This is a genomic window from Bradyrhizobium sp. McL0615, from assembly GCF_049993905.1.
In the GTDB taxonomy this organism is placed as follows: Bacteria; Pseudomonadota; Alphaproteobacteria; order Rhizobiales; family Xanthobacteraceae; genus Bradyrhizobium.
The window spans coordinates 4,126,638-4,149,967 of the sequence record NZ_CP188254.1 but is presented as its reverse complement, the minus strand read 5'-3'; the positions used below and the strand labels follow the sequence as shown (position 1 = coordinate 4,149,967).

20 protein-coding genes are annotated in these 23,330 nt (G+C 62.7%); 4 read left to right on the top strand and 16 right to left on the bottom strand.

The window, feature by feature from the left end; genetic code table 11:
• Positions 1-17: 17 nt before the first annotated feature.
• Positions 18-1,877: a glutaminase A gene (glsA, locus tag ACPPVP_RS19465; RefSeq protein WP_426537131.1), complete on the top strand. Its 1,860-nt coding sequence runs from the start codon at positions 18-20 to the stop codon at positions 1,875-1,877.
• A gap of 147 nt (positions 1,878-2,024) precedes the next feature.
• On the opposite strand, the gene ACPPVP_RS19460 is transcribed toward glsA, so the two are convergent.
• The gene (locus ACPPVP_RS19460; RefSeq protein ID WP_426537129.1) at positions 2,025-4,361 is read right to left on the bottom strand and encodes a Tex family protein; all 2,337 of its coding nucleotides are present in this window, start codon (positions 4,359-4,361) and stop codon (positions 2,025-2,027) included.
• A gap of 230 nt (positions 4,362-4,591) precedes the next feature.
• Between ACPPVP_RS19460 and ACPPVP_RS19455 the strand changes: the two genes are divergently transcribed.
• Positions 4,592-5,848, top strand: a complete 1,257-nt coding sequence (locus ACPPVP_RS19455) for an Hsp70 family protein (protein ID WP_426537127.1) — start codon at positions 4,592-4,594, stop codon at positions 5,846-5,848.
• Between the two features lie 2 nt (positions 5,849-5,850).
• Here ACPPVP_RS19455 and ACPPVP_RS19450 read toward each other — a convergent pair whose 3' ends face one another.
• From ACPPVP_RS19450 to ACPPVP_RS19380, 15 genes are all read right to left on the bottom strand, one after another.
• Positions 5,851-6,306 (bottom strand): YybH family protein, encoded by a 456-nt coding sequence (locus tag ACPPVP_RS19450; protein WP_426537125.1) that lies wholly within the window; start codon positions 6,304-6,306, stop codon positions 5,851-5,853.
• Between the two features lie 31 nt (positions 6,307-6,337).
• A complete protein-coding gene (locus ACPPVP_RS19445) occupies positions 6,338-6,865 on the bottom strand; it encodes a carboxymuconolactone decarboxylase family protein (protein ID WP_426537123.1) in 528 nt (175 codons plus the stop codon).
• A gap of 528 nt (positions 6,866-7,393) precedes the next feature.
• Positions 7,394-7,750 (bottom strand): Zn-ribbon domain-containing OB-fold protein, encoded by a 357-nt coding sequence (locus tag ACPPVP_RS19440; RefSeq protein WP_426537121.1) that lies wholly within the window; start codon positions 7,748-7,750, stop codon positions 7,394-7,396.
• On the bottom strand, positions 7,747-8,883 hold the full coding sequence (locus ACPPVP_RS19435; protein WP_426537119.1) for a thiolase family protein: 1,137 nt from the start codon (positions 8,881-8,883) through the stop codon (positions 7,747-7,749). The genes ACPPVP_RS19440 and ACPPVP_RS19435 overlap by 4 nt, the downstream gene beginning before the upstream one ends.
• Positions 8,884-8,896: 13 nt before the next feature.
• Positions 8,897-10,063: an acyl-CoA dehydrogenase family protein gene (locus tag ACPPVP_RS19430; protein ID WP_426537117.1), complete on the bottom strand. Its 1,167-nt coding sequence runs from the start codon at positions 10,061-10,063 to the stop codon at positions 8,897-8,899.
• An 11-nt stretch (positions 10,064-10,074) separates the two neighbouring features.
• The gene (locus tag ACPPVP_RS19425; RefSeq protein ID WP_426537115.1) at positions 10,075-11,277 is read right to left on the bottom strand and encodes a CaiB/BaiF CoA transferase family protein; all 1,203 of its coding nucleotides are present in this window, start codon (positions 11,275-11,277) and stop codon (positions 10,075-10,077) included.
• A 122-nt stretch (positions 11,278-11,399) separates the two neighbouring features.
• Positions 11,400-11,600: a hypothetical protein gene (locus tag ACPPVP_RS19420; protein ID WP_426537113.1), complete on the bottom strand. Its 201-nt coding sequence runs from the start codon at positions 11,598-11,600 to the stop codon at positions 11,400-11,402.
• Positions 11,601-11,733: 133 nt separating this feature from the next.
• The gene (locus tag ACPPVP_RS19415; RefSeq protein ID WP_426537111.1) at positions 11,734-12,903 is read right to left on the bottom strand and encodes an acetyl-CoA acetyltransferase; all 1,170 of its coding nucleotides are present in this window, start codon (positions 12,901-12,903) and stop codon (positions 11,734-11,736) included.
• Between the two features lie 54 nt (positions 12,904-12,957).
• On the bottom strand, positions 12,958-13,608 hold the full coding sequence (gene eda, locus ACPPVP_RS19410; protein ID WP_426537109.1) for a bifunctional 4-hydroxy-2-oxoglutarate aldolase/2-dehydro-3-deoxy-phosphogluconate aldolase: 651 nt from the start codon (positions 13,606-13,608) through the stop codon (positions 12,958-12,960).
• The gene (locus tag ACPPVP_RS19405) at positions 13,605-14,549 is read right to left on the bottom strand and encodes a sugar kinase (RefSeq protein WP_426537107.1); all 945 of its coding nucleotides are present in this window, start codon (positions 14,547-14,549) and stop codon (positions 13,605-13,607) included. The genes eda and ACPPVP_RS19405 overlap by 4 nt, the downstream gene beginning before the upstream one ends.
• Positions 14,550-14,582: 33 nt before the next feature.
• Positions 14,583-15,569, bottom strand: coding sequence for a D-erythronate dehydrogenase (gene denD / locus ACPPVP_RS19400; protein WP_426537105.1), 987 nt, complete (start codon positions 15,567-15,569; stop codon positions 14,583-14,585).
• A gap of 109 nt (positions 15,570-15,678) precedes the next feature.
• On the bottom strand, positions 15,679-16,614 hold the full coding sequence (locus tag ACPPVP_RS19395) for a carbohydrate ABC transporter permease (protein ID WP_426537103.1): 936 nt from the start codon (positions 16,612-16,614) through the stop codon (positions 15,679-15,681).
• Positions 16,607-17,566 carry a carbohydrate ABC transporter permease gene (locus tag ACPPVP_RS19390; protein ID WP_426537101.1) on the bottom strand — a complete coding sequence of 320 codons (960 nt, stop codon included), beginning with the start codon at positions 17,564-17,566 and terminating at the stop codon, positions 16,607-16,609. The genes ACPPVP_RS19395 and ACPPVP_RS19390 overlap by 8 nt, the downstream gene beginning before the upstream one ends.
• Before the next feature lie 93 nt (positions 17,567-17,659).
• Positions 17,660-18,979, bottom strand: a complete 1,320-nt coding sequence (locus ACPPVP_RS19385; RefSeq protein ID WP_426537099.1) for an ABC transporter substrate-binding protein — start codon at positions 18,977-18,979, stop codon at positions 17,660-17,662.
• A 41-nt stretch (positions 18,980-19,020) separates the two neighbouring features.
• A complete protein-coding gene (locus tag ACPPVP_RS19380; protein WP_426537097.1) occupies positions 19,021-20,088 on the bottom strand; it encodes an ABC transporter ATP-binding protein in 1,068 nt (355 codons plus the stop codon).
• Between the two features lie 191 nt (positions 20,089-20,279).
• Here ACPPVP_RS19380 and ACPPVP_RS19375 point away from each other — a divergent pair, with 191 nt between their 5' ends.
• Together ACPPVP_RS19375 and ACPPVP_RS19370 are read left to right on the top strand one after the other, a co-directional pair.
• Positions 20,280-21,311 carry a LacI family DNA-binding transcriptional regulator gene (locus ACPPVP_RS19375; protein WP_426537095.1) on the top strand — a complete coding sequence of 344 codons (1,032 nt, stop codon included), beginning with the start codon at positions 20,280-20,282 and terminating at the stop codon, positions 21,309-21,311.
• 183 nt (positions 21,312-21,494) lie between these two features.
• Positions 21,495-23,315, top strand: coding sequence for an IlvD/Edd family dehydratase (locus ACPPVP_RS19370; RefSeq protein ID WP_426537093.1), 1,821 nt, complete (start codon positions 21,495-21,497; stop codon positions 23,313-23,315).
• Positions 23,316-23,330: the final 15 nt, after the last annotated feature.

Here is a 23,330-nt window from a genome sequence, read left to right as displayed (position 1 = left end):
TTGCACAACAGGAGGCGATGAAACAGTCGCCTCCTCCGCTCAACGCCGGCCCCGCTGCCTGGACGAGCTCTAAACCGCCCTTGCTGCGGTTCCTGAACGCGTGCCACGCCGATTTCGCTGGCGAAACCAGCGGCGCGGTCGCCAATTACATCCCCGAACTCGGCAAGGCCGACCCTGCCCATTTCGGCATCAGCCTCGCCACCCTCGACGGCCATGTCTATGAGGTCGGCGACACCCAGATCCCCTTCACCATCCAGTCGATGTCCAAACCGTTTGTGTTCGCGCTGGCGCTGGATACGCTCGGTGCGCCACGGGTCGAAAGCGTCATTGGCGTCGAGCCCTCGGGCGATCCCTTCAACTCGATCCGCCTCAACGCGGAAAACCACCCCTTCAATCCTATGGTCAATGCCGGCGCGATCGCCTGTTCCGGCCTGATCTATGAGGCGAAGGGCGACGCCGCGTTCGACTATATCAGGCAGGCGCTGGGGAAATTTGCCGGGCGCGATCTCGATGTCGATGACGCCGTCTATTCTTCCGAAAGCCTGACGGGCGACCGCAACCGGGCGATCGGCTATCTGCTGCGCACCAACGCCGTGATCACCGACAACGTGGTGGCGGTGCTGGAGGTCTATTTCCGGCAATGCGCGATCCTGGTGACGGCGCGCGATATAGCCGTCATGGCGGCCACCCTCGCCAATCGCGGCATCAATCCCGTGACCGGCGAACAGGTGCTGACGCCATATGCCATCTCGCGAACGCTCTCCGTCATGACGAGCTCCGGCATGTATGATTACGCCGGAGAATGGATCTACCGGATCGGCCTCCCAGCGAAAAGCGGCGTCGGCGGCGGCATCCTTGCGGCGCTGCCGGCGCGGCTCGGGCTCGGCAGCTATTCGCCTAAACTCGACAAGCACGGCAACAGCGTGCGCGGCATCAAGGTCTGCGAGGCGCTGTCATCGCATTACGACCTGCATATGCTCAACCGCAGCGACGACGCGCGCAACAGCATCATCGCCGATTACGACATCGGCAACAGCCCGTCGCGGCGCGTGCGGCGCGCCCACGAACAGAACATCCTCGCCGCGCATCGCCAGGACGTTCGCGTCATCGAACTGGTGGGCACGCTGTCGTTCTCCAATGTCGATTACGTCTCGCGCCAGATCGCGGCCAAGCCGCGGCCGCAACTCGTCATCTTCGACCTGCGCCGCGTCACCGCCATGACCCGCGCCGGCACCCGCCTGCTCGCCGAGGAGTTTCGCGAGCTCGCGGCTTACCACGTCACCGTGATCCTGTCGGGCATCCGGCGGTCGTCGCCGGAATGGAAGATGATCGGGGAATGGACGGAAGGCCTCAGCAACATCCGCAACTACTATTTGCTCGATGCCGCGATCGAATGGGCGGAAGACCAGGTGGTCTACCGTTACGGGGGCGCGATCGACTTCTTCGAGGCGACCGAACTCTCCGAACAGGCGCTGCTGGCGGGGCTGACGGACGAGGAACTGACCGATCTCACCACGCTCGCGTCGATCCGGACCTATCAGGCCAACGAAAAGATCATCGCCGCCGGCGATCCCGCAGATTCCCTGTTCTTTCTCAGGAGCGGCGTGGTGCATGTCACCCTGCCCGACGGCATCCGCCTGGCGACGCTGACGGCTGGAATGCCGTTCGGCGAGATGGCGCTGTTGGAGCCGCGCCGCTCGGCCGATGTGCTGGCCGACATGGCGGCGACCGCCTACGAAATCCCGCTCCGCGATTTCCAGCGATTCCGAAAGCAGCATCCGCACGCCGGCGAGCGGATCATGCGCAATCTTGCGCAATTGCTGGCGGACAGGCTGATCCTGGCGAATGCCAAGCTGAACCTGCTGACGTCGGGCTGATCTCGGGCTACATGGTTCGATTTGTAGGGTGGGCAAAGCGCAGCGTGCCCACCATTTCACAACGCGCTCGGTGAGAGATGGTGGGCACGTCGCTTCGCTCCTCTGCCCACCCTACGAAGCGCCGCGCAGCGGCGGCCAGGCCTTGGCCTACCCCGCCTTGCCCCGGCCGTTCTTTTCGGCGGCACGGCGCATCGCTTCGGCCAGCGCCCCGCCCTGCTCCTGCGGCTTTTTCGGCGAGGATGACGTCATCGACGCCTTGGAAAACTCGCGCGGCTTGCCTTGAGCGGGTGTGCGCTCGCTTTTGGCGCCCACTTCGTCATCGAGCCGCAGCGTCAGCGCGATGCGCTTGCGGGCGACTTCGACCTCCAACACCTTGACCTTGACGATGTCGCCTGGCTTCACCACCTCGCGTGGGTCCTTGATGAAGGTTTTCGACATCGCAGAGATATGCACCAGGCCGTCCTGATGCACGCCGATATCGACGAAGGCACCGAACGCAGCAACGTTCGTCACCGTGCCTTCCAGGATCATGCCGGGCTTGAGATCCTTGATCTCCTCGACGCCCTCCATGAACACCGCGGCTTTGAAGGCCGGACGCGGGTCCCGGCCGGGCTTTTCCAGCTCGCGCAGGATGTCGGTGACCGTGGGCAGACCAAAGGTTTCGTCGACAAAGGCCTGCGGCTTCAGCTGCCGCACGATCTCGGCATTGCCGATCAGCGCCTTGATATCGCTCTTGGCTGCGGTGAGTATCCGCCGCACCACCGGATAGGCTTCCGGGTGCACACCGGACGAATCGAGCGGGTCTTCACCGCCGTTGATGCGCAGGAAGCCTGCGCACTGCTCGAACGCTTTCGGTCCCAGCCGCGGCACTTCCTTCAGCGCCTTGCGCGATTTGAACGGACCGTTGGCGTCGCGATGCTGCACGATGCTTTGCGCCAGCCCTGCACCGATGCCCGACACCCGCGCCAGCAGCGGCGCGGAAGCCGTGTTGGCATCGACGCCGACGGCGTTGACGCAGTCCTCGACCACGGCATCGAGCGAACGCGCCAGCTTTGATTCACCGAGGTCGTGCTGATACTGCCCGACGCCGATCGCCTTCGGATCGATCTTGACCAGTTCGGCCAGCGGATCCTGCAGGCGCCGCGCGATCGACACCGCGCCGCGCAGGGTGACGTCGAGCTCCGGCAATTCCTCGGACGCAAAGGCCGAGGCGGAGTAGACCGATGCGCCCGCTTCCGACACCACGATCTTCGACATTTTCAGGTCCGGCAGCAGCTTGACCAGTTCGGTCGCCAGCTTGTCGGTCTCGCGCGAGGCAGTGCCGTTGCCGATCGCAATCAGGTCGACGCGGTGCGCGACCGCGAGCTTGCCCAGCGTCGCCAGCGCCGCATCCCATTGCCTTTGCGGCTCGTGCGGATAGATCACGCCGGTCGCCACTACCTTCCCCGTCGCATCGACGACGGCGACCTTGACGCCGGAGCGAAAGCCGGGATCGAGCCCCATGGTCACGCGCGCGCCGGCCGGCGCCGCCAGCAGCAGGTCGCGCAAATTCGAGGCGAACACCCGCACGCCTTCGGTCTCCGCCGCCGTCCACAGCCGCATCCGCAGGTCGATGTTGAGGTGCACCTGAATCTTGGTGCGCCAGGCCCAGCGCGCGGTGTCGACCAGCCAGCGGTCGCCCGGCCGCTTCTGATCGGTGATGCCGAAGCGCTGCATGATCTTGAGTTCATATGCGCTTGGCACGCCGGCCTCGGGCGCATTCGCCTCGGGCTGGATCTGCAGTTCGAGTATCTCTTCCTTCTCGCCCCGGAAAAGTGCGAGAATGCGGTGCGACGGCAGCTTGTGGAGCGCTCCGTTGTATTCGAAATAATCGGCGAACTTCTCGCCCTCGGTTTTCTTACCCTTGCGCACGGTAGACGCCATCTGGCCGTTCGACCACATGTCCTCGCGGAGCTTTCCGATCAGGTCCGCATCTTCAGCAAAGCGCTCCACCAGGATTGCGCGCGCGCCTTCGAGCGCCGCGGCGACGTCCGCGACTTGCTTCTCGGCGTCGACATAGGTCGCGGCGACGGCCTGAGGATCGTTCTGCGGCTGTGTCAGCAACAGTTCCGACAATGGTTCCAGCCCGGCTTCCCTGGCGATCTCGGCCTTGGTGCGACGCTTCGGCTTGAACGGCAAATAGATGTCTTCCAGACGCCCCTTGCTGTCGGCCGCCATGATGGCGGCTTCCAGCGCGGCGTCGAGCTTACCTTGCTCGCGGACCGAGTTGAGGATGGCGACCCGGCGCTCCTCGAGCTCGCGCAGATAGGTCAACCGCTCTTCCAGCGTGCGCAACTGCGCATCATCGAGCCCGCCGGTGATTTCCTTGCGATAGCGCGCCACGAACGGCACGGTGGCGCCGCCATCGAGCAGTTCGACGGTCGCCGAGATCTGCTCTTCGCGAACACCAAGCTCTTGCGCGATCTGTCGATTGATATTTGCCACGCGAATCTTCCTCAAAACCATCAGGGCTGGTGAATCGCCGGCCGCCGCCGGGAGGACGCTTATGGACCATCGCAGATTAATTCATCAAGGCGTCCGCAGAAACAAATTGATCTGTGGATGGCCTTAAGCGAGCAAATCAATACGTGCGAACAACCGGTTGCAATGACACGAGATAAAGGTGGATCGATGACGTTGTAATGTGTAAACGGACGCTCCCTCCTGGAGCATCCATGTCAATCTGTGGCCTTGATTTCGGAACGTCGAACACGACGCTTGGCACCATCGAAGGCCAGGCGCCCGTTCTGGTGGCGCTGGAGGCGGCCCAGACCACTATACCCAGCGCGATGTTCTATGAGACGGACGGCGGCATCCTGATCGGCCGCAGGGCCGTGGAAGCCTATGTCGAAGGCGCGCCCGGCCGCCTGATGCGGAGCCTCAAGTCGGTGCTTGGAACCTCGCTGATCGACGAAACCACCCGGTTGGGGCGCGAACGCGTGAGCTTTCGCGACGTGATCGCCTATTATCTCGGTGCGGTCAAACGCCGCGCGGAACAGACCACCGGCCATGAACTGCGCAATGTCGTCCACGGCCGGCCGGTACACTTTGTCGACAATGCGCCGGACGCCGATCGCAAGGCGGAGGATACCTTAAGGATAATTGCGCGAGGGATCGGCTTTGACGATGTCACGTTTCAATTCGAACCGATCGCCGCGGCCCTGGACTATGAGCGACAGATCACATCCGAGGAAGTCGCACTGATCGCCGATATCGGCGGCGGCACCTCCGACTTTTCGATCGTGCGTCTGGGGCCTGATCGTCACGGCAAGGCCGATCGCGCCGCAGATATTCTCGCCAATGACGGCGTGCGGATCGGCGGCACCGATTTCGACCGTCAGCTCAGCCTCGGCGTGGTCATGCCAATGTTCGGATTCGGCAGCGCCATGAAGCGTCCCGGGCTCGACGTGCCGTCGAGCTACTTCCACGACCTTGCGACCTGGTCGAGCATCAACCGCATGTACGAGCCACGCGTGATGGCCGATATCCGCCAGGTGCGGCAGGAGGCGAGCCGGCCGGAACTTCTCGACCGGCTGATCCGCGTGGTCGATGAACAGCGCGGCCACACGCTAGCGATGGAAGTCGAAGACGCCAAGATCGCCCTGTCCGAGAAGCGCCGGGCGGACATCCCGCTGGAGTGGGTTAGCCCCGGTCTAGGCGCTGATATCAGCCGCCCCGATCTCGTCAGCCATACCAAGCAGCTGGCCGATCGCATCGCGGCCCGAATCAACAACTGCCTTGTTCAGGCGGGATTGGCCCCCGGTGGTATCGACGCCGTGTTCCTGACCGGTGGTTCGGTGAAACTCGCTCACGTCCACAAGGCGATCACCAAAGCCGTGCCATCGGCTCGCATCGTCGAGGGCGACATCTTCGGCGCCGTCGGCAAGGGATTGACGCTGGAGGCGCTAAGACGATACGGGCCGCGAGTCTGAGATCATCTCACAGGCGTAGTTGTAAGTCTGGTTGATGGCTCGTGTTGCGATTCCAGCCGGTTGGCGTGACGGTGAACGAGACGCCACTCGCCTGCTTCGCGGCGGAAAACATGCGTAACCCGGTTAGACCACCCTGTTGTGCCGTCTACGCTGGCGACGCGCTGTCCCTCGAAGGTCTCGATGTCGGTAACATAGAACATCTCCGGCGTGATGATCGTCGAGATATTGTCGTGGCGTACGCTTCCACCTTTGAACTGGGCGCCGGCCCAGTCCCAACGGAGCGAAACCGCCTCCCATCCCAGTTCGTAACCGCCCCACCCATAGAAGCTGGTTGCCTCCGACGTGTGCGAATAGAGATCCTTGATTGCCGAGACGTCACCGTTCGCCACGATGGCCATCGCCGCATGCAATCGAGCGATGGCGGCACGCACCGAAGATTCGAGTTCCTCGTCGATCACGACATCACTCTCACCCCAGGCGACAAATCCGTCAGCCCACCACTTCCGTCACCGGCTGCAGATCGATCGCAAACGTTTCCAGGAATTTTGACGTCATGATGTAGAAGCCGACCGAGAGCTGCAGTTCGACCAATGCAGCCGGCGTCAATTTCGAGGCAATCGCGTTGAAGGTCGCGTCCGTCGGCTTGTGACGCCGGACAATTTCATCGGTGAAGGCGAGCGCGGCGCGCTGCACATCGTTGAAGCATGTCGCCGCCTCCCAGTTCTCCAGCGCCTCGTTCTGCTCGTCGGTGACGCCGACGTTCTTGCCGATCCGCTTGTGGGCGACGATTTCATAGGGCGCCTCGCACAGGATGCCGGTGCGGGTGATGGCGAGTTCGCGCACGATCGGGTCCAGTTCGCCTTTGTGCCGGATCGCTCCGCCCAGCCGGCAGTATTGTTCGAGGTAGCTCGGCGAATGCGCCATCATGCGGAAGATGTTGGCATTGCGGTTTTTGCCCAGCAATTCGCGGGTGCGCTCGTTGTGCTTGGCGGGATCGCTGTATTCGACGCGGGCCATTCATCACCTTGGGGTTTGGAGATTTTCTGATTTGTTGACAGTGGGATCATGCACCGCAGCAGGAGGCTGATCAACCACCGAAATACCGCTGGCGCGGATCCGGGCACGCGCCCCACCCGTTCGACCCCGTGCCAAAAAACTCCCTCTCGCGTGCACAAACCGGCTACGAACGAGCCAAATTGCGGCCTCAATGCTGGTCGATTCTAACACCGTCGATATTCGCTGAGTGGGGACTCAAAAGAGCGAATACTCGTCGCGGGGCGTTCCGAGTAAAAAACCAACTGAGCCATCAGGCCTTCGCGGGCATTGATGACTCATGCCCAAGTCTAGGGAGTTAGGCATGAAGGAAGCCACCAAAAAGGCGGCCTCGGAAGCGCTCGCGCAGATGATGGCGGTGACGGCAATGCTCGTTATCGCCAGCGTCGTGTTCTACTGGCACTGAATGTTGACGCATCGAAGCACTCAGATTTTCACCTGTTCCGCGTAATTCTGGGTTGCTTCGTAGCGTGAACATTTTGCGTCTGCGATTTATGTTTTCTCGAAATACGGCACCAGCCTCCCCGCAAACGGCCGATAGCTTGCGGTAACCTTGTCACCGATCGCAAGATCGTTGTCGCCGTGGGCCATCATGCGAAAACCCTCCACCGCATCGACCAGCACGATATTGTAGGGAACATGCGCGCGCGTCTCCGGCGTCGCGGCACGGCACACCAACGACGTCGCATAGACCGTCGCGGCTCCGCTGGCGCGCTTCTGGGCCGGATCCCGCGCACCACAGGCGGCGCAGAAACGGCGGTTGAAATACTGCACATTCCCGCACGCGCCGCAGGTTTGATAAACGATGGCCTCGGCGCCCTTGGTCCAGTCGGCCAGTTTGTCGCTCATCGCACCCGCTCCAGGAACATGCTGACATGCGACGACAGCACGCCGCCGTCGCCGTGCAGCAGCGCGATCGAGGCGTCGCGGACCTGCCGGGGTCCGGCGCGCTCCGTCATCTGCAAATGTGTCTCGACCAGATGCGCCATCGCGCCGCCGACGCCGCAATGGCCGTAGCTCAAAAGCCCGCCATGGGTGTTGAGCGGCATGGCGCCGTCGCGGCCAAAATGCCCTGCCCGGACACGCGCCGCCGCCTCACCGCGCGCGGCAAGGCCGAGGTCTTCCAGCAGCATCGCCAGCGTGATGGTGAAGCTGTCATAGACCGCCGCGTAACGCACGTCTGAAATCGCCAAACCAGACGCGGCCTTTGCCTTGGCGATCGCGATCTCCGCGCCGAGTTCGCTCAATGCGGGCGCGGCCGTGACGTGCTGATGGGTATGCGCCTGCGCGCAGCCGCGCACGCGAATGCCGGTCGCAGAGGTCGGCTCGCGGCTGACCACGAACGCCGCGCCGCCGTCGGACACCGGGCAGCAATCCAGGAGCTTGAGCGGCATCGCCACGGGTTTTGAGGCCATCACGTCGGCGACGGTGATCGGCTCGTGGAACTGGGCGCCGGGATGGGTCGCAGCGTGGGCGCGCATCAGCACCGCGAATTCAGCGAGGTCTTCCTGGGTGACGCCGTATTCATGCATGTAGCGCGAGGCGACGAGGCCGTAATAGGCGGGGATCGTCGGCCCCAGGGACACCTCGTAATCCGGGTGGCCCACCTGGGCCAGCGCCTGGATCGAGGCGTCGCGGCTTTGGCCAGTGAGCCGGTTTTCACCGCCGACGACCAGCACGTGCTTAGCCACGCCGGCGTCGACCAGATGATGCGCCAGCATGGTCATGGCGAGACCGGTGGCGCCGCCGACCTGGACGGCGTGCGCATAGGACGGCTGGATGCCAAAGTGCTCGGCGAATACGGTCGCCAGCATGATGTGCGGCGAGACCGTCGAATAGCCGCAGAGAATGCCGTCGATCTCGGACCGCTTCAGCCCGGCATCGGCAATGGCAAGCTCGGCCGCCTTGCTCATGAGATCGAGCGAGGACGAACCCTCGTGCTTCCCATAGGACGTCAGTCCGACGCCGGTGATGAAGCTCATGGTCGTCTGTTTCTCAATACGACTTGGGCAGACCGAGCACCTTCTCGGCAATGAAGCTGAGAATGAGCTGCGGGCTGATCGGTGCGATGCGCGGAATCAGGGATTCCCGCAAATAGCGCTCGACATGATATTCCTTAGCGTAGCCGAAGCCGCCATGCGTCATGACCGCCTGCTCGCAGGCGTGGAAACCGGCTTCGGCGGCGAGGTATTTTGCGGCGTTGGCGGCCGGGCCGCATGGCATGCCCTGGTCGTATTGCCAGCCCGCGCGCAGCACCATCATCCACGCGGCTTCCAGCTCCATCCAGTTCCTGGCCAGCGGATGCTGGATGCCTTGATTCATGCCGATCGGACGGTTGAACACGATGCGGTTTTTCGCATAGGCCGAGGCCCGTGACAGCGCGATCTGGCCGAGCCCGACCGCTTCCGCCGCAATCAGGATGCGCTCGGGGTTCATCCCGTGCAGGATATATTCGAAGCCGCGGCCTTCCTCGCCGAGGCGGTCCTCGACCGGGATCTCAAAATTCTCGAAGAACAATTCGTTGGAGTCCACGGGCTTGCGGCCCATCTTCTCGATCTCATGCACCGCGACGCGCTTCTTGTCGAAATCCGTGTAGAACAGGCTCAAGCCCTGCGTCGGTGTCTTCACCTCTTCCAATGGCGTGGTGCGCGCCAGCAGCAGGATCTTGTTGGCAACCTGCGCGGTTGAAATCCAGACCTTCTGGCCATTGACGATGTAGTTGTCGCCCTTGCGAACCGCCCGGGTTTTCAGTTGCGTGGTATTGAGCCCGGTATTGGGTTCGGTCACCGCAAAGCAGGACTTGTCCCGGCCGTCGATGATCGGCGGCAGCATCCGCGTGCACTGTTCCTTCGTGCCGAACACGACCACGGGATTGAGCCCGAACACGTTCATATGTACGGCGGAGGCGCCGGACATGCCGGCGCCCGATTCCGCAATCGTCCGCATCATGATCGCGGCATCCGTGATGCCGAGCCCCGACCCGCCATATTCCTCGGGGATGCAGATGCCGAGCCATCCGGCATCAGCCAGCGCGCGGTGGAAATCGGCCGGATAGCCGCCCTCCTTGTCTTTCTTGAGCCAATAAGAATCGTCGAAGCGCGAACAGATTTTTCCGACTGCGTCGCGGATCGATTCCTGATTGGCTGACAGCGCAAAATCCATCTATCTCGTCCTTACGTGTTTGACGCGGCCTTGGTGACGCCATCGCGCACCAGCGCTGCGATCTCATCCGGCGACGAGCCGGCTTCGCGGAGGATTTCCGCGCTGTGCTCGCTCAGGCGTGGCGCCAACCGCTTCGTCTCAACCGGCGTTTCCGAAAATCGCGCTGACGGCCGCATGTTGCGAATGCGGCCCTCGGTTGGATGATCGACGACGGGGAAGAAATCGGTCGCGACGATGTGGGGATCGCCAAGCAGGCTTTCGAGGTCGTGCATCGGCATGACAGGCACATCCGCCTTCTCGAGGATAGCAGTCCACTCGGCGGTGGTCCTGGTCTCGAGGATGCGTGCCAGTTCGGCATAAACCACATCGATATTGGTGGCGCGGCCGGCGAAGGTCGCAAATTTCGGGTGGACGCGAAGGTCGTCGCGCCCGGTGGCATCGAAGAAATTCTGCCACTGCTTGTCGTTGTAGACGATTACACAGATATAGCCGTCCGAGGTCTTGTAGGGCCGCCGGTCGGGCGACAGATGACGGGCGTAGCCTCCCTTGTCGAGCGGCGGCTCATAGGTGAGGCCGCCCATGTGATCGCCCATCACGAAACCGGCCATGGTTTCGAACATCGGAATATCGACACGCTGGCCGCGCCCGGTGCGGTTACGATCGACCAGGCTGGCGCAGATGGCGCCCACTGCGGTCAGCCCGACGATACGGTCGACCAGCGCATTCGGGACATAGCGCGGCACGCCGTCGGCGGTCTGCGCCATCAGCGCCGGCAAAGCCGTCGCGCCCTGGATCAGATCGTCATAGGCAGGCTTTGCCGCATAGGGCCCATCCTGCCCGAAGCCGAACACGCCGGCATAGATCAGGCGCGGATTGATTTTCGACACCACGTCGTAACCGAGATTCAGCCGCGCCATCGCCTGCGGGCGCACATTGTAGACCAGCACGTCGGCGGATTTGATCAGCCGCAGCACGGCGTCGCGCCCGGCAGGCTTCTTCAGATCGAGGCAGATCGAGCGCTTGCTGCGGTTGGTGTTGAGGAAAACCGGCCCCATGCCGGGATGACGGGTCGGCCCGATCTGCCGCGTCACGTCGCCATCGAGCGACTCCACCTTGATGACGTCGGCGCCGTAATCGCCGAGCATCTGGGTGGCATAGGGCCCCATCAGCACGGTCGTCATGTCGATGACCTTGATGCCTTCCAATGGTCCCATGGGTCAGCCTGCTCCCCGATATGCGGCCGTCTGGCCTCGCATTGTTGTGAGGACCAAGTAACGGCAGGCACTTGCGAAGATCAAGGCGCGCCCGGCGTATGGCCGTATGCGCGCGATGGCGGCTAGTTCTTCGGTCTGGCGTCCCGTTCCCGGGTCAGGCGCTCCAGCTCTTCATTCTGCTGGCTGAGCCGGTCAGCGATACGGGATTCGTTCCGTTCGCCGGAGGCGGCGGCAGCCTGTTCGATCAACTGCCGGATGTTGTCTTCCAGAATCCTGATCCGATCGTTGAGTTCTGGCAATGACAACGAACTCTCGTTGCTCATGATGCACGCTCCGGAAATGGCTACCGCGGCAAGATTGTAGGGTGGGCAAAGCGCAGCGTGCCCACCCCCTATCGATAGCATCATCCTGAATGGTGGGCACGCTTCGCTTTGCCCACCCTACGGCTTAGTCCTATTACTTCGCAGGCTCCAGCACGGAGACGTAGTTCGCCACCGCCGCCCCGCCCATGTTGAAGATGCCGGCGAGCTTGGCGTTCTTGAGCTGCATGCCCTCGGGCGCCTGGCCAACGAGTTGCATCGCGCTCATCACATGCATGGAGACGCCGGTGGCGCCGATCGGATGGCCTTTTGCCTTGAGGCCACCGGATGGATTGACCGGCAGCTTGCCGTCCTTCTGGGTCCAGCCTTCCTTGATGGCGCGAGCGCCCTGCCCGCGCGGCGTCAGGCCCATCGCTTCATATTCGATCAGTTCGGCAACCGTGAAACAGTCATGGGTTTCGACAAAGGAGAGATCGGTGAGCTGCACGCCGGCCTGCGCCAGCGCGCGCTGCCAGGCCACCGTGCAGCCTTCGAACTGCAGGATGTCGCGCTTGGACATCGGCAGGAAATCCTGCGCGTGCGCGGTGGCGCGGAAGTTCACCGCCTTGCCCATGGTCTTCGCGGTTTCCGAATCCGTCAGCACCAGCGCCGCCGCGCCGTCCGAAACCAGCGAACAGTCGGTGCGCTTCAGGGGACCTGCGACAAACGGGTTCTTCTCGCTCTCGGCGCGGCAGAACTCGAAGCCAAAATCCTTGCGCATCTGCGCATAGGGGTTGGCGACGCCGTTCTTGTGGTTCTTGGCCGCGATCATCGCCAGCGCGTCCGACTGGTCGCCATATTTCTGGAAATAGCCCTGCGCGATCTTGCCGAACACGCCTGCAAAGCCGCCGACAGTGTCGCCATCCTCGGGCAGGTAGGAGGCCTTGAGCAGGTACTTTCCGATCTCCGGGCCCGGCGTCCGCGTCATCTGCTCGACGCCGACCACCAGCACGATTTTCGCCGCACCCGAGGCGATCGCCCGGATGCCCTGATGCACCGCCGCTGAGCCCGTCGCGCAGGCATTCTCGACCCGCGTGGCCGGCTTGAAGCGAAGTTTGGGGTCGGCCTGCAGCACCAGCGAGGCCGTAAAATCCTGCGGCGAGAAGCCGGCATTGAAATGCCCAAGTACGATCTCGTCGACGTCTTCGGCGGAAATCCCGGCATCCGCCAGCGCATCGGTCGCCACCTTCACTACGAGGCTCTCGACGGTTTCCGCGTCGAACTTGCCGAACGGCGTGTGCGCCCATCCGACGATGCTGGCTGTCATGTCGTTCTCCCTGTTCCGGTTCTGAAGCCCTTGTAGCCTATCGGGAAAAGGACTTCACGTCGGTTTCAGCGATTTCATCGCCCGCGCGCACATGGCGGTTATGCCGGCCCAGTTACCGGTCCGGATATCGGCCGCGGGGCAGAGCCAGGAGCCGCCCACCGCCACCACATTCGGCTCGGCCAGCCAGGTCGCGGCATTGGCCTCGCCAATGCCGCCGGTCGGGCACACCCTGATGTTCGGAAACGGTCCGGCCAGCGCCCGAAGTGCCTTGATACCGCCGGCCTGCTCGGCGGGAAAGAATTTCACGAGATCGAAGCCGGCCGCCAGCGCCTGCATCAGCTCGGAAGCCGTCGCGATCCCGGGCGCAAACGGCAGGTCGCTTGCAGCGGCGGCCTGCAACAGCTCGGGCGTCGCCCCCGGGCTGATGCCGAATTTGGCCCCGAGCGCCACGGCCCTCGCCAGATCGTCGGCGTTCAAAATCGTGCCGATGCCGACAATGGCTTCCGGCACCGCCGCGATCATGGCCCTGGCGGCATCTGCGGCGACCGGCGTGCGCAGGGTGACTTCCAGCACGTGCACGCCGCCTGCGACCAGCGCGCGCGCCAGCGGTACCGCATCCTCCACCCGTTCGATGGTGAGCACCGGGATCACGGTGGCGGACTTGAAAATGGCGGCGAGTTGTTCCCGCTTGGTGGCTGATGTCATGGCGATGCCTTGCGAGAATTGACGTGGTTCGGAATGAGGCCGGGCGGCATCTCCGCGCGCGGGATGATCGCGCCCGGATGACATACCACAACGCCGGCGAGGCGATGCCCGGCACGGGCGGCCTCAATCGGATCGGCGCCCACCAGGCGCGCGGCGACGTAGGCGGCCGCAAAACTATCGCCGGCCGCCGTCGTATCGACAACGGGCACCTCTACCGGCTTCGCCTTGATCGGATAAGGAACGCCTTCCAGGCGCACGATGCTCGCCGGCTCCGCAAGCTTCAACACCACCTCGGCCCCGGGGATTCGCGCCAGCAAGGTTTCGTTGGTTACGCCCGGATAAAGCGGCAGCAAATCCTCCATGGAAGCCAGCACAATATCGGCAGCCGTGAAGGCCTCCTGGAAAACGATGCGCGCGACGTCGAGATCGGGCCAGCCGCGGGCACGGAAATTGGTGTCGAAAGCGAAACGCGCCCCCTTTTCGCGGGCACGTTCGATCGCCGCGAACAGTCTTCTCCGTCCCTCCGCACCGTACAGCGAGAGCGTAATCGCCGAGAGATAGACCACGTCATAGCCGGCCAGCGAATCGAGGATCTCCGGCGTCTGCGGCAAATCCATCAGGCTGCGCGCGGCGGCGCTGTCACGCCAATGAAAGAACCGGCGCTCGCCCCTGTCGTCGGTCTGGATCATGTAGAGGCCCGGAAGCTTGCCCGGCAGCCGCGCCACCCGGCTGGTCCCGACCCCTTCTGCCTCCCAGCCGGAGATCATTTCGTCGCTCAGGGGGTCATCGCCGAGTGCGGTGATGTAGTCGGCGCCGACGCCGAGCCGGGCGAGATAGACGGCGGTGTTGAGCGTGTCGCCGCCATAGCCGCGCGAAAACAGGCCGCCATCAGCCTGCCTCAACTCGACCATGCATTCGCCGATGCAGGCTACCTTACCCATGACCGCATCCGCGTGAAGAACCGTGAAGCCACGTTAGCCTGCGAACTTGCCGTCCAGCTCATCCTCGATGTGGATACGGATGATGTCGTCAAACGTCTTCTCGGCGGTGGTGAAGCCGAGCTTGAGCGCGCGGTCGGTGACGAAGTCGCGCGGCCAGCCGGAGACGATGCCGATGATGGTCGGATCGGGCACCCGCTTGATGCGCGCGGTGACGTTCTTGCCGGCGACGCGATCGAGCGCTGCGATCTGTTCGCCGACGGTCACCGACATGCCGGGCATGCTGAGATTGCGCCGCGGCCCCATCGCGTTGAGGTCCATGGTGCCGGCGTGGACCAGAAAACCGACCGCCGATTTCGGCGAGGCGTGCCAGTGCCGCACGTCCTCGGAGACCGGCAGCACCGCCTCCTCGCCCGCCAGCGGCTCGCGGATGATGTTGGAGAAGAAGCCGGAAGCCGCCTTGTTCGGCTTGCCGGGCCGCACGCAGATCGTCGGCAGGCGGATCGAGATGCCGTCGAGCAGGCCCTTGCGGGTGTAGTCGTTGATGAGGAGCTCGCAGATCGACTTCTGCGTGCCGTAGCTGGTCAGCGGCGTATGGAAGAATTCGTCGCCGATCTTTTCCGGGAACGGCGCGCCGAACACCGCGATCGAGGACGTGAACACCAGCCGCGGCTTGTAGCCGCCGCCGGCGTGGCGGATGGCGTCGATCAGGTATCGGGTGCCGTCCAGATTGATCCGGTAGCCCTTGTCGAACTCGGCCTCGGCCTCGCCGGAGACGATGGCGGCGAGATGAAAGATCACCTCGGGCCGGCCGGCAATCAGCGGCGCCGCGGCGCCGGCATCGGCAAAGTCGGACGCCACGACCTCGATCGGGATCGATGCGTTGGTGGGCTTTGCGGGCGTCACCACGTCCTGCAACGTCATGCGGGTGATGTCGTGCTTGCCGAGACGGCCGTCGCGCAGCAGCCGTTCGGTCAGCTTGCGGCCCACCATGCCGGCGGCGCCCAAAATCAGAATGTGCAAGACCCGTCTCCTTTTTGAATTCTTCTATAGCGTTTTCAAGCGAGGTGGAAACCGGTTCGCGTGAAGAAAACGCGTCAAGAGATAACGTCCGACACGGGCCTCAACGCGCTCACTCTTTCACGGCTCCCGTCATGGCCGACACGTAGTGCTCGACGAAGAAGGCGTAAAGGATGACCAGCGGCAGCGAGCCCGCCAGCGCGCCCGCCATCAGCGAGCCCCAGCGATAGATATCGCCGTCGACGAATTCGTTGACGATCGCGACCGGCACCGTCTTGTTGGAGGTCGATTGCAGGAACGTCAGCGCATAGATGAACTCGTTCCAGCACAGCGTGAAGCAGAAGATGAACGCCGAGATCAGGCCGGGGATCGCCAGCGGCAGCACGATCTTAACCAGGATCTGCCAGCGGCTGGCGCCGTCGATCAGCGCGCATTCCTCCAACTCGAACGGGATGGTCTTGAAGTAACCCATCAGGAGCCAGGTCGAGAACGGGATTAGGATGGTCGGATAGGTCAGGATCAGCGCCATCGGCGAGTCGAACAGGCCGTACTGGAACACGACGGTGGCCAGCGGAATGAACAGGATCGACGGCGGCACCAGGTAGGACAGAAAGATCAGCCCGCCGACCCATTGCGCGCCGCGATAGCGCAGCCGCACGATCGCATAGGCCGCCAGCACGCTGGCGATGATCGACAGGACGGTGGCGCAGACCGCCACATACATCGTGTTCCACAGCCACCACGGATAGTAGCTTTCGAACAATAGCTTGTGGATGTGCTTGAAGGTCGGATTCCAGGTCCAGAACGGATTGAACTTGTCGAGATCGAGCAGTTGCTCATCCGGCTTGATCGCCGTCAGCCCCATCCAGTAAAACGGGAACAGCAGCACGAACACGATGATCGCCAGCGGCAAATACAGCGTTACCATCCGGCGCGGCACCGACTGCAGATAGCTCATGCCCTCGCTGTGATCGTCCTTGGCGACCGTCGGCGAAGTTCCGGAAAGTACGGCCTTGAGATCGATCCGCGAGGTCGGAAGATCAGTCATTGTTCTCACCCTGCTGCCACTTGCGACGCTGCAGCCCGAACCAGGAAACCATGATCGCGGCGAGCAGGAACGGGATCATCGCGCTCGAGATCGCAGCACCCTCGCCGAGCTGACCGGCAATGATGGCGCGCTGATACGACAAGGTCGCCATCAGGTGCGTGGCGTTGACCGGACCACCCCGCGTCATCGCCCAGATCAACTGGAAGTCGGTGAACGTGAACAGCACGGAGAACGTCATCACCACGGCGATGATCGGCGTCAGCAGCGGATAAGTAATGTAGCGGAACATTTCCCACTTGCTGGCACCATCGAGCGTCGCCGCTTCATAGAGCGAGGGTTGCACCGTCTGCAGGCCCGCCAGCAATGTGATCGCAACGAAGGGAACGCCACGCCAGATATTGGCGAAGATCACGCAAATCCGCGCCCAGGTGACGTCGCCGAGGAAGTTGATGTTCTGGGTGATGAGGCCGAGTTGCTTGAGCGACCATGAGATGATCGAGAACTGCGAATCGAAGATCCACCAGAACGCCAGCGCCGACAGCACCGTCGGCACGATGAAGGGGATCAGCACCAGCGCTCGAAGGATCGCCTTGAACGGCATGTTCTCGTTCAACAGCAGCGCGAGATAGAGGCCGACGGCGAATTTGATAGCGCTCGCGACGGAGGTGTAGAGTAGCGTATTGAATACCGACAGCCAGAAGATGCTGTCGCCCCACAGCCATTCATAGTTCTCGATACCGATATATTCGCCGGGCCGTCCGATCTTGGCATCGGTGAACGAAATCCAGATGCCAAGGCCGAGCGGGTAAGCGAGAAAGAAGATCAGGAAGGCCATTGCCGGCAGCATGAACCAGAAGCCGAGCCAGTTCCGGTTGGTCTTGACCTGATCCCACGAGGTGGCCTCGCGGATCGGCGGCCGTGCCGCCCGGGGTTGCAGTGCGATGTCAGCCATGGGCGAAATCCTGCAAATTCATGAGCGGCGCTGCTGCCGTATCGATATTGGAAGGAGGCGAGCCGCAATCGCTTGCGGCCCGCCCTACTTTGCTTAACGGTAGATGCGCTTCAACTGCCGTTCGGTCACCGCAATGGCGCCCTTGGCGTCGTCGCGTCCGCTGCAGTAGTTGGCGAACATGTCGACCACCAGGAAGTCGGCGATCGCCGTCGCCGCCTTCTCGCCGGGCGTGCCGATGCCGGAAGCGGGCAGCGCGCGCCTGCTGGCCTGGGCGAACACGGCGTTCTTCGGGTCGGCCGTCCACACCGGTGAGTTATCGTAGGAATTGAGCGTGTGGGTGAGATAACCCCGCGCACCGGTCAGCCACTTGTCGTAGTTTTCCTTCTCCAGCATGAAGGCGACGAAGGCCTTCGCAGCGTTCGGGGACTTGGTGAAGTTGAACGCCAGGATCGGAACCGCGAGCTGCAGTTCGGTCGGCTTGCCGATCGGCCCGACCGGCCAAAGCGCGTGATAGGTATCGTCGGCGAGTTCCTTCTTGGCCGGGTCGTCCTTGGCGGCAACATAGATCGAGATGCCGTTGGCGGTGCAATAGAGTTCGCCCGCGAGGAACGCCTTGTTGTTGGAGGAGTCGTTCCAGGATGCGACGCCGGGAATAAACGTGTCCGACAGCGCCTTGGCATATTCCAATGCCTTGACCGTTTCCGGCGAGTTGATGATGACCTTGTTGTCCTTGTCGACGGTGTAGGCACCGTGGCCCCAGAGGACCCAGTGCAGCCAGCCGTTGGCATCGCCGGTAGCGTGGCCGAGCGGGAAGCCGGCAGGCGTGCCGTTCTTCTTGAGCGCCTTGCACATTTCAAGGAAGCCCGGGAAGTCCTTCGGGAATTCACTGAAACCAGCCTTGTCCACGGCCGATTTCCGGTAGGTCATGTAGCCGCCGATGGTCGCGACGGGAATGCCGAGCCAGTCATTGCCCTGCTTGCAGGTAATCTCTGCCGCCGTGGTCCATCCACCGTACTTTTTGCCGAGGTAATCGGCGACATCGTTCATCTTCAGCACTTTAGTCGGGAACAGCTGCGGCAGCGTGTGCAGGCCCCAGGCAAGGTCGAGACCCGAGCCGGTGTTGGCGGCAACCGACGCCTTCGGCTGCACGTCCTCGAAGGACTCGCTGAATACGTTCATTTCGGTGCCGGTAGCAGCCTTGAATGCCGCGACCATGGCGTTGAACGCGTCGTCTTCCGCCGGCACGAAGCGCTTCCAGCGCATCACCGTGAGCTTGGCGCCCTTCTCGGCTTTCCACGGCGAGGCTTGTGCCCACGCCTTGGCAAAGTCGAACAACGCCGACCCCGTAAGCGCACCGGTTGCCGCAAGCGCGGTGCCGCCCTGAAGCAGGGTACGGCGGTTAAAGTCCTGCATAGTCCATCCTCCCGTTGATTTATAATTTTGAGTTTATTTTTTTAGGCGTTCAGTCGTTTCCCGGTCTGCTCATCGAACAGATGGACAAGTGCCGGGTCTGGTTTCAGCCGGACCTTGTCGCCCGGATTGAATTGATGACGTTCACGGAATACGGCGACGACCTGCTCGCCACCGAGCTTGGCGAACACTTGCGTTTCAGAGCCGGTCGGCTCGACCACGACGATCTCGGCTTCGGCCCCGTCATCGGCGATGGTGAAATGTTCGGGGCGGACGCCGTAGACTGCGGGACGCCCTTCCGAATTGGCCGGCGCCGACTTTAGCGGCAGTTTGACGCCGTTCGGCCCCTCAAAGCCAGCGCTGCCGTTCGACTTCACCTGGCCCTTGAGGAAGTTCATCGCCGGCGAGCCGATAAAGCCCGCGACGAACTGGTTGGCCGGGGTGTCGTAGAGCTCGAGCGGAGTGCCCATCTGTTCGACAACACCGTCATGCATCACCACGATCTTGTCCGCCATCGTCATGGCCTCGATCTGATCGTGGGTGACGTAGACGGTCGTGGTCTTCAGCCGCTGGTGCAGTTCCTTGATTTCGGTGCGCATCGCGACACGCAGCTTGGCGTCGAGGTTGGAAAGCGGCTCGTCGAACAAAAACACCTGCGGATCGCGCACGATGGCGCGGCCCATGGCGACGCGCTGGCGCTGGCCGCCGGACAACTGCCGGGGATAGCGCTCGAGCAGCGGCGTCAGGGCCAGGATTTCCGCGGCGCGATTGACGCCTTTCGAGATTTCATCAGCACTCGCGCCGCGCAGCTTGAGCGAGAAGCCCATGTTGTCGGCGACGGTCATGTGCGGATAGAGCGCGTAGTTCTGGAACACCATCGCAATGTCGCGCTCTTTCGGCTGGACATTGTTGACGACGCGATCACCGATCGAAATGGTTCCCGAGGTGATGTTTTCGAGGCCGGCAAGCATCCGCAGCAAGGTGGACTTGCCGCAACCGGAGGGGCCGACCAGCACGACGAACTCGCCATCCTCGATCGGAATCGACACACCGTGCAAAACTTCAAAATTGCCGAACGACTTTCGCACGTCGCGAATCTGTACCGACGACATCGTCTCTCCCCTCATTTTTCTGTTTTGTGGCGCCACAGGTAGACGGCGGCGCCCTGCTGTCTTTTCGACTCTAATGCCGGAAGCCGAATTCAACCGTCATCATCATCCGCAGTTTGGCGGTTTTTAGCAATCCGATGGTAGCGCTGTCAATAATTGTTCAAACGTCTAATCCGTTGTGATATGAGCGCAAGATGGGACGAAAACAGACAAAGTCTGGCAAAATCCGCCTCACCGAGGTCGCCAAGCTCGCTGGCGTCAGCCCAATCACGGCATCGCGTTTTTTCAGGAACCCCGAAGCGCTGTCGTTGAGCAAGCGGGAACGCGTCGACAGCGCCGTGAAGGAACTGGGTTACGTACCCAATCTCGCCGCGCGCGCGCTGGCGTCGCACCGCACCGAAGTCATCGGCGTCGTGATTCCCTCGCTCACCAACAACGTCTTCGCCGACGTGTTGCGCGGCATCTACGATTCTTCGGAAGGCAGCCGCTACACCATCCAGCTTGCCAATACCCGCTACAGCATCCTGCAGGAGGAAAAGCTGCTGCGCCTGTTTCGGGCGCAGAAGCCCGCGGGATTGATCGTCACCGGCATCAACCAGACCTCGGAATCGCGAACGATCCTGGAGTCGATGAATTGTCCGGTCACGCAGATCATGGAGATCGGCGACAGTCCGGTCGATATGATGGTCGGCTTCTCTCATTACGACGCAGCCGCCGCGGCAATTTCGCACATCCTCGAACAGGGATACCGTCGCATCGGATTTCTCGGCGCGCGAATGGATCCTCGTGTGCAGCGGCGGTTCGAAGGGTATCGTGATGCCATGAAAGCGGCATCGCTGTTCGACCCGAACCTCGTCGTCACCACGTCGGTGCCAACCACTGTCACGCTCGGCGGTACCTTGTTCGCCGATCTTCTCTCCCGGACCTCCGACATCGACGCGGTCTTCTGCGTCAACGACGACCTCGCGCTCGGGGTCCTGTTCGAATGCCAGCGTCGGCAAATGTCGGTTCCGCGCGATTTGGCCATTGTCGGCTTCAACGATCTGGAATTCACGGCCTCTGCGGTCCCCTCCCTTACCAGTGTGCGCACCAATCGCTACGAAATGGGCCGGCACGCCGTCACCATGGTGATCGACGCGATCGAGGGCCGTCGTCCGCGGGAGGCGATTCTCAACCTCGGTTTTCAGTTAATGGTCCGCGCGAGCTCGACACCGCAAAGCACGTGATGGCCGACGCGTCCGCCTGGATTAGGCGCGGACAGAAAATGGTAGCGCTATCTTTTGGCTCGAACTAAGATCAGATCGCTCGGACGGGAGAAGGCAAGCGCGTTGCAGCGGATGAAATTCTTGGCATGGTGCATCGCTGCCGTGACTTAAGCCACCCACGAGTTTGCAGTGCGGGAGGAACCAATGAAAAACAATGACACCAAGACTGCCACCAACGGCAAGGGCCGGAAGCTACGTTCCCTTGAGTGGTTCAACAACCCGCATAACCCGGGAATGACCGCGCTTTATCTCGAGCGCTACCTGAATTACGGCCTGACTCGCGAGGAATTGCAGTCCGGCAAGCCGATTATCGGCATCGCCCAGACCGGCAATGACCTGTCCCCGTGCAACCGCCACCATCTCGAACTGGCGCACCGGGTGCGCGAGGGTATCCGCGAGGCCGGCGGCATCGCGATGGAATTTCCGATGCATCCGATCCAGGAAACCGGAAAGCGGCCGACCGCGGCCCTCGACCGCAACCTGGCCTATCTCGGCCTGGTCGAAATCCTGTTCGGCTATCCGCTCGACGGCGTGGTGCTGACCACCGGCTGCGACAAGACGACGCCAGCCTGCCTGATGGCGGCGGCGACCGTCAATATGCCTGCCATCGTGCTCTCGGGTGGCCCGATGCTGAACGGCTGGTTCAATGGTGAGCGCACCGGTTCCGGCACCATCGTCTGGAAGCAACGCGAGCGGCTTGCCGCCGGGGAGATCGACTACAACGAATTTATCGCAATCGTGGCGTCCTCGGCCCCGTCGGTCGGCCACTGCAACACGATGGGGACGGCCTCGACGATGAACTCGCTTGCGGAAGCGCTCGGCATGTCGCTGCCGGGCTGCGCAGCGATCCCCGCGCCCTATCGCGAGCGAGGCCAGATCGCTTACGAAACCGGCAAGCGGATCGTCGAGATGGTCTGGGAGGACCTCAAACCTTCCGACATCCTGACCCGCAAGGCGTTCGAGAACTGCATCGTGGTGAATTCGGCGATCGGCGGCTCGACCAACGCGCCGATCCACATCAACGCGCTGGCGCGGCATATCGGCGTCGAGCTCTCGATTGACGACTGGCAGAAGCACGGCCATGACGTCCCGCTATTGGTGAACATGCAGCCGGCCGGCTTCTATCTCGGCGAGGAATATCACCGCGCCGGCGGCGTGCCGGCGGTGATACGTGAATTGATGGCGCACAAGCGCATCCATGAGGACGCCGTGACGGTCAACGGCCGCACCATGGGCGAGAACTGCCGCGAGGCGGCCAAGCCCGACGGCGACGTGATCTGGAGCTACGACAAGCCGCTGGTGAAGGATGCGGGCTTCCTGGTGCTGCGCGGCAATTTGTTCGATTCCGCGATCATGAAGACCAGCGTGATCTCGAAGGAATTCCGCGACCGCTATTTGATCAATCCCAAAGACCTGAATGCGTTCGAAGGCCGCGCCATCGTGTTCGAAGGGCCTGAGGATTATCACGACCGGATCGACGATCCCTCGCTCAACATCGACGAGCATTGCGTGCTGTTCATCCGCGGCGCCGGCCCGATCGGCTATCCCGGCGGCGCCGAGGTCGTCAACATGCAGCCGCCGGCGGCGCTGATCAAACGCGGTATCCTCTCGCTGCCCTGCATCGGCGACGGAAGGCAGTCCGGCACCTCGGGTTCGCCGTCGATCCTCAACGCCTCGCCGGAGGCCGCCGCCGACGGCGGGCTGGCGATCTTGCGGACCGGCGACAAGGTTCGCATCGACCTCAACAAGGGCGACGCCAACATCCTGATCACCAGCGACGAATTGAAGAAGCGTCGCGCCGAGCTGAAGGACAGGGGCGGCTTCCCCTACCCGGCCAACCAGACGCCGTGGCAGGAGGTCTATCGCTCGACCGTCGGACAGCAGGCCACCGGCGCCTGCATGGAGCTCGCCACGCGCTATCAAAATATTGCCGGCACGGTCGGCGTGGCGCGGGATAATCACTAGGCAACCGCCGTCATT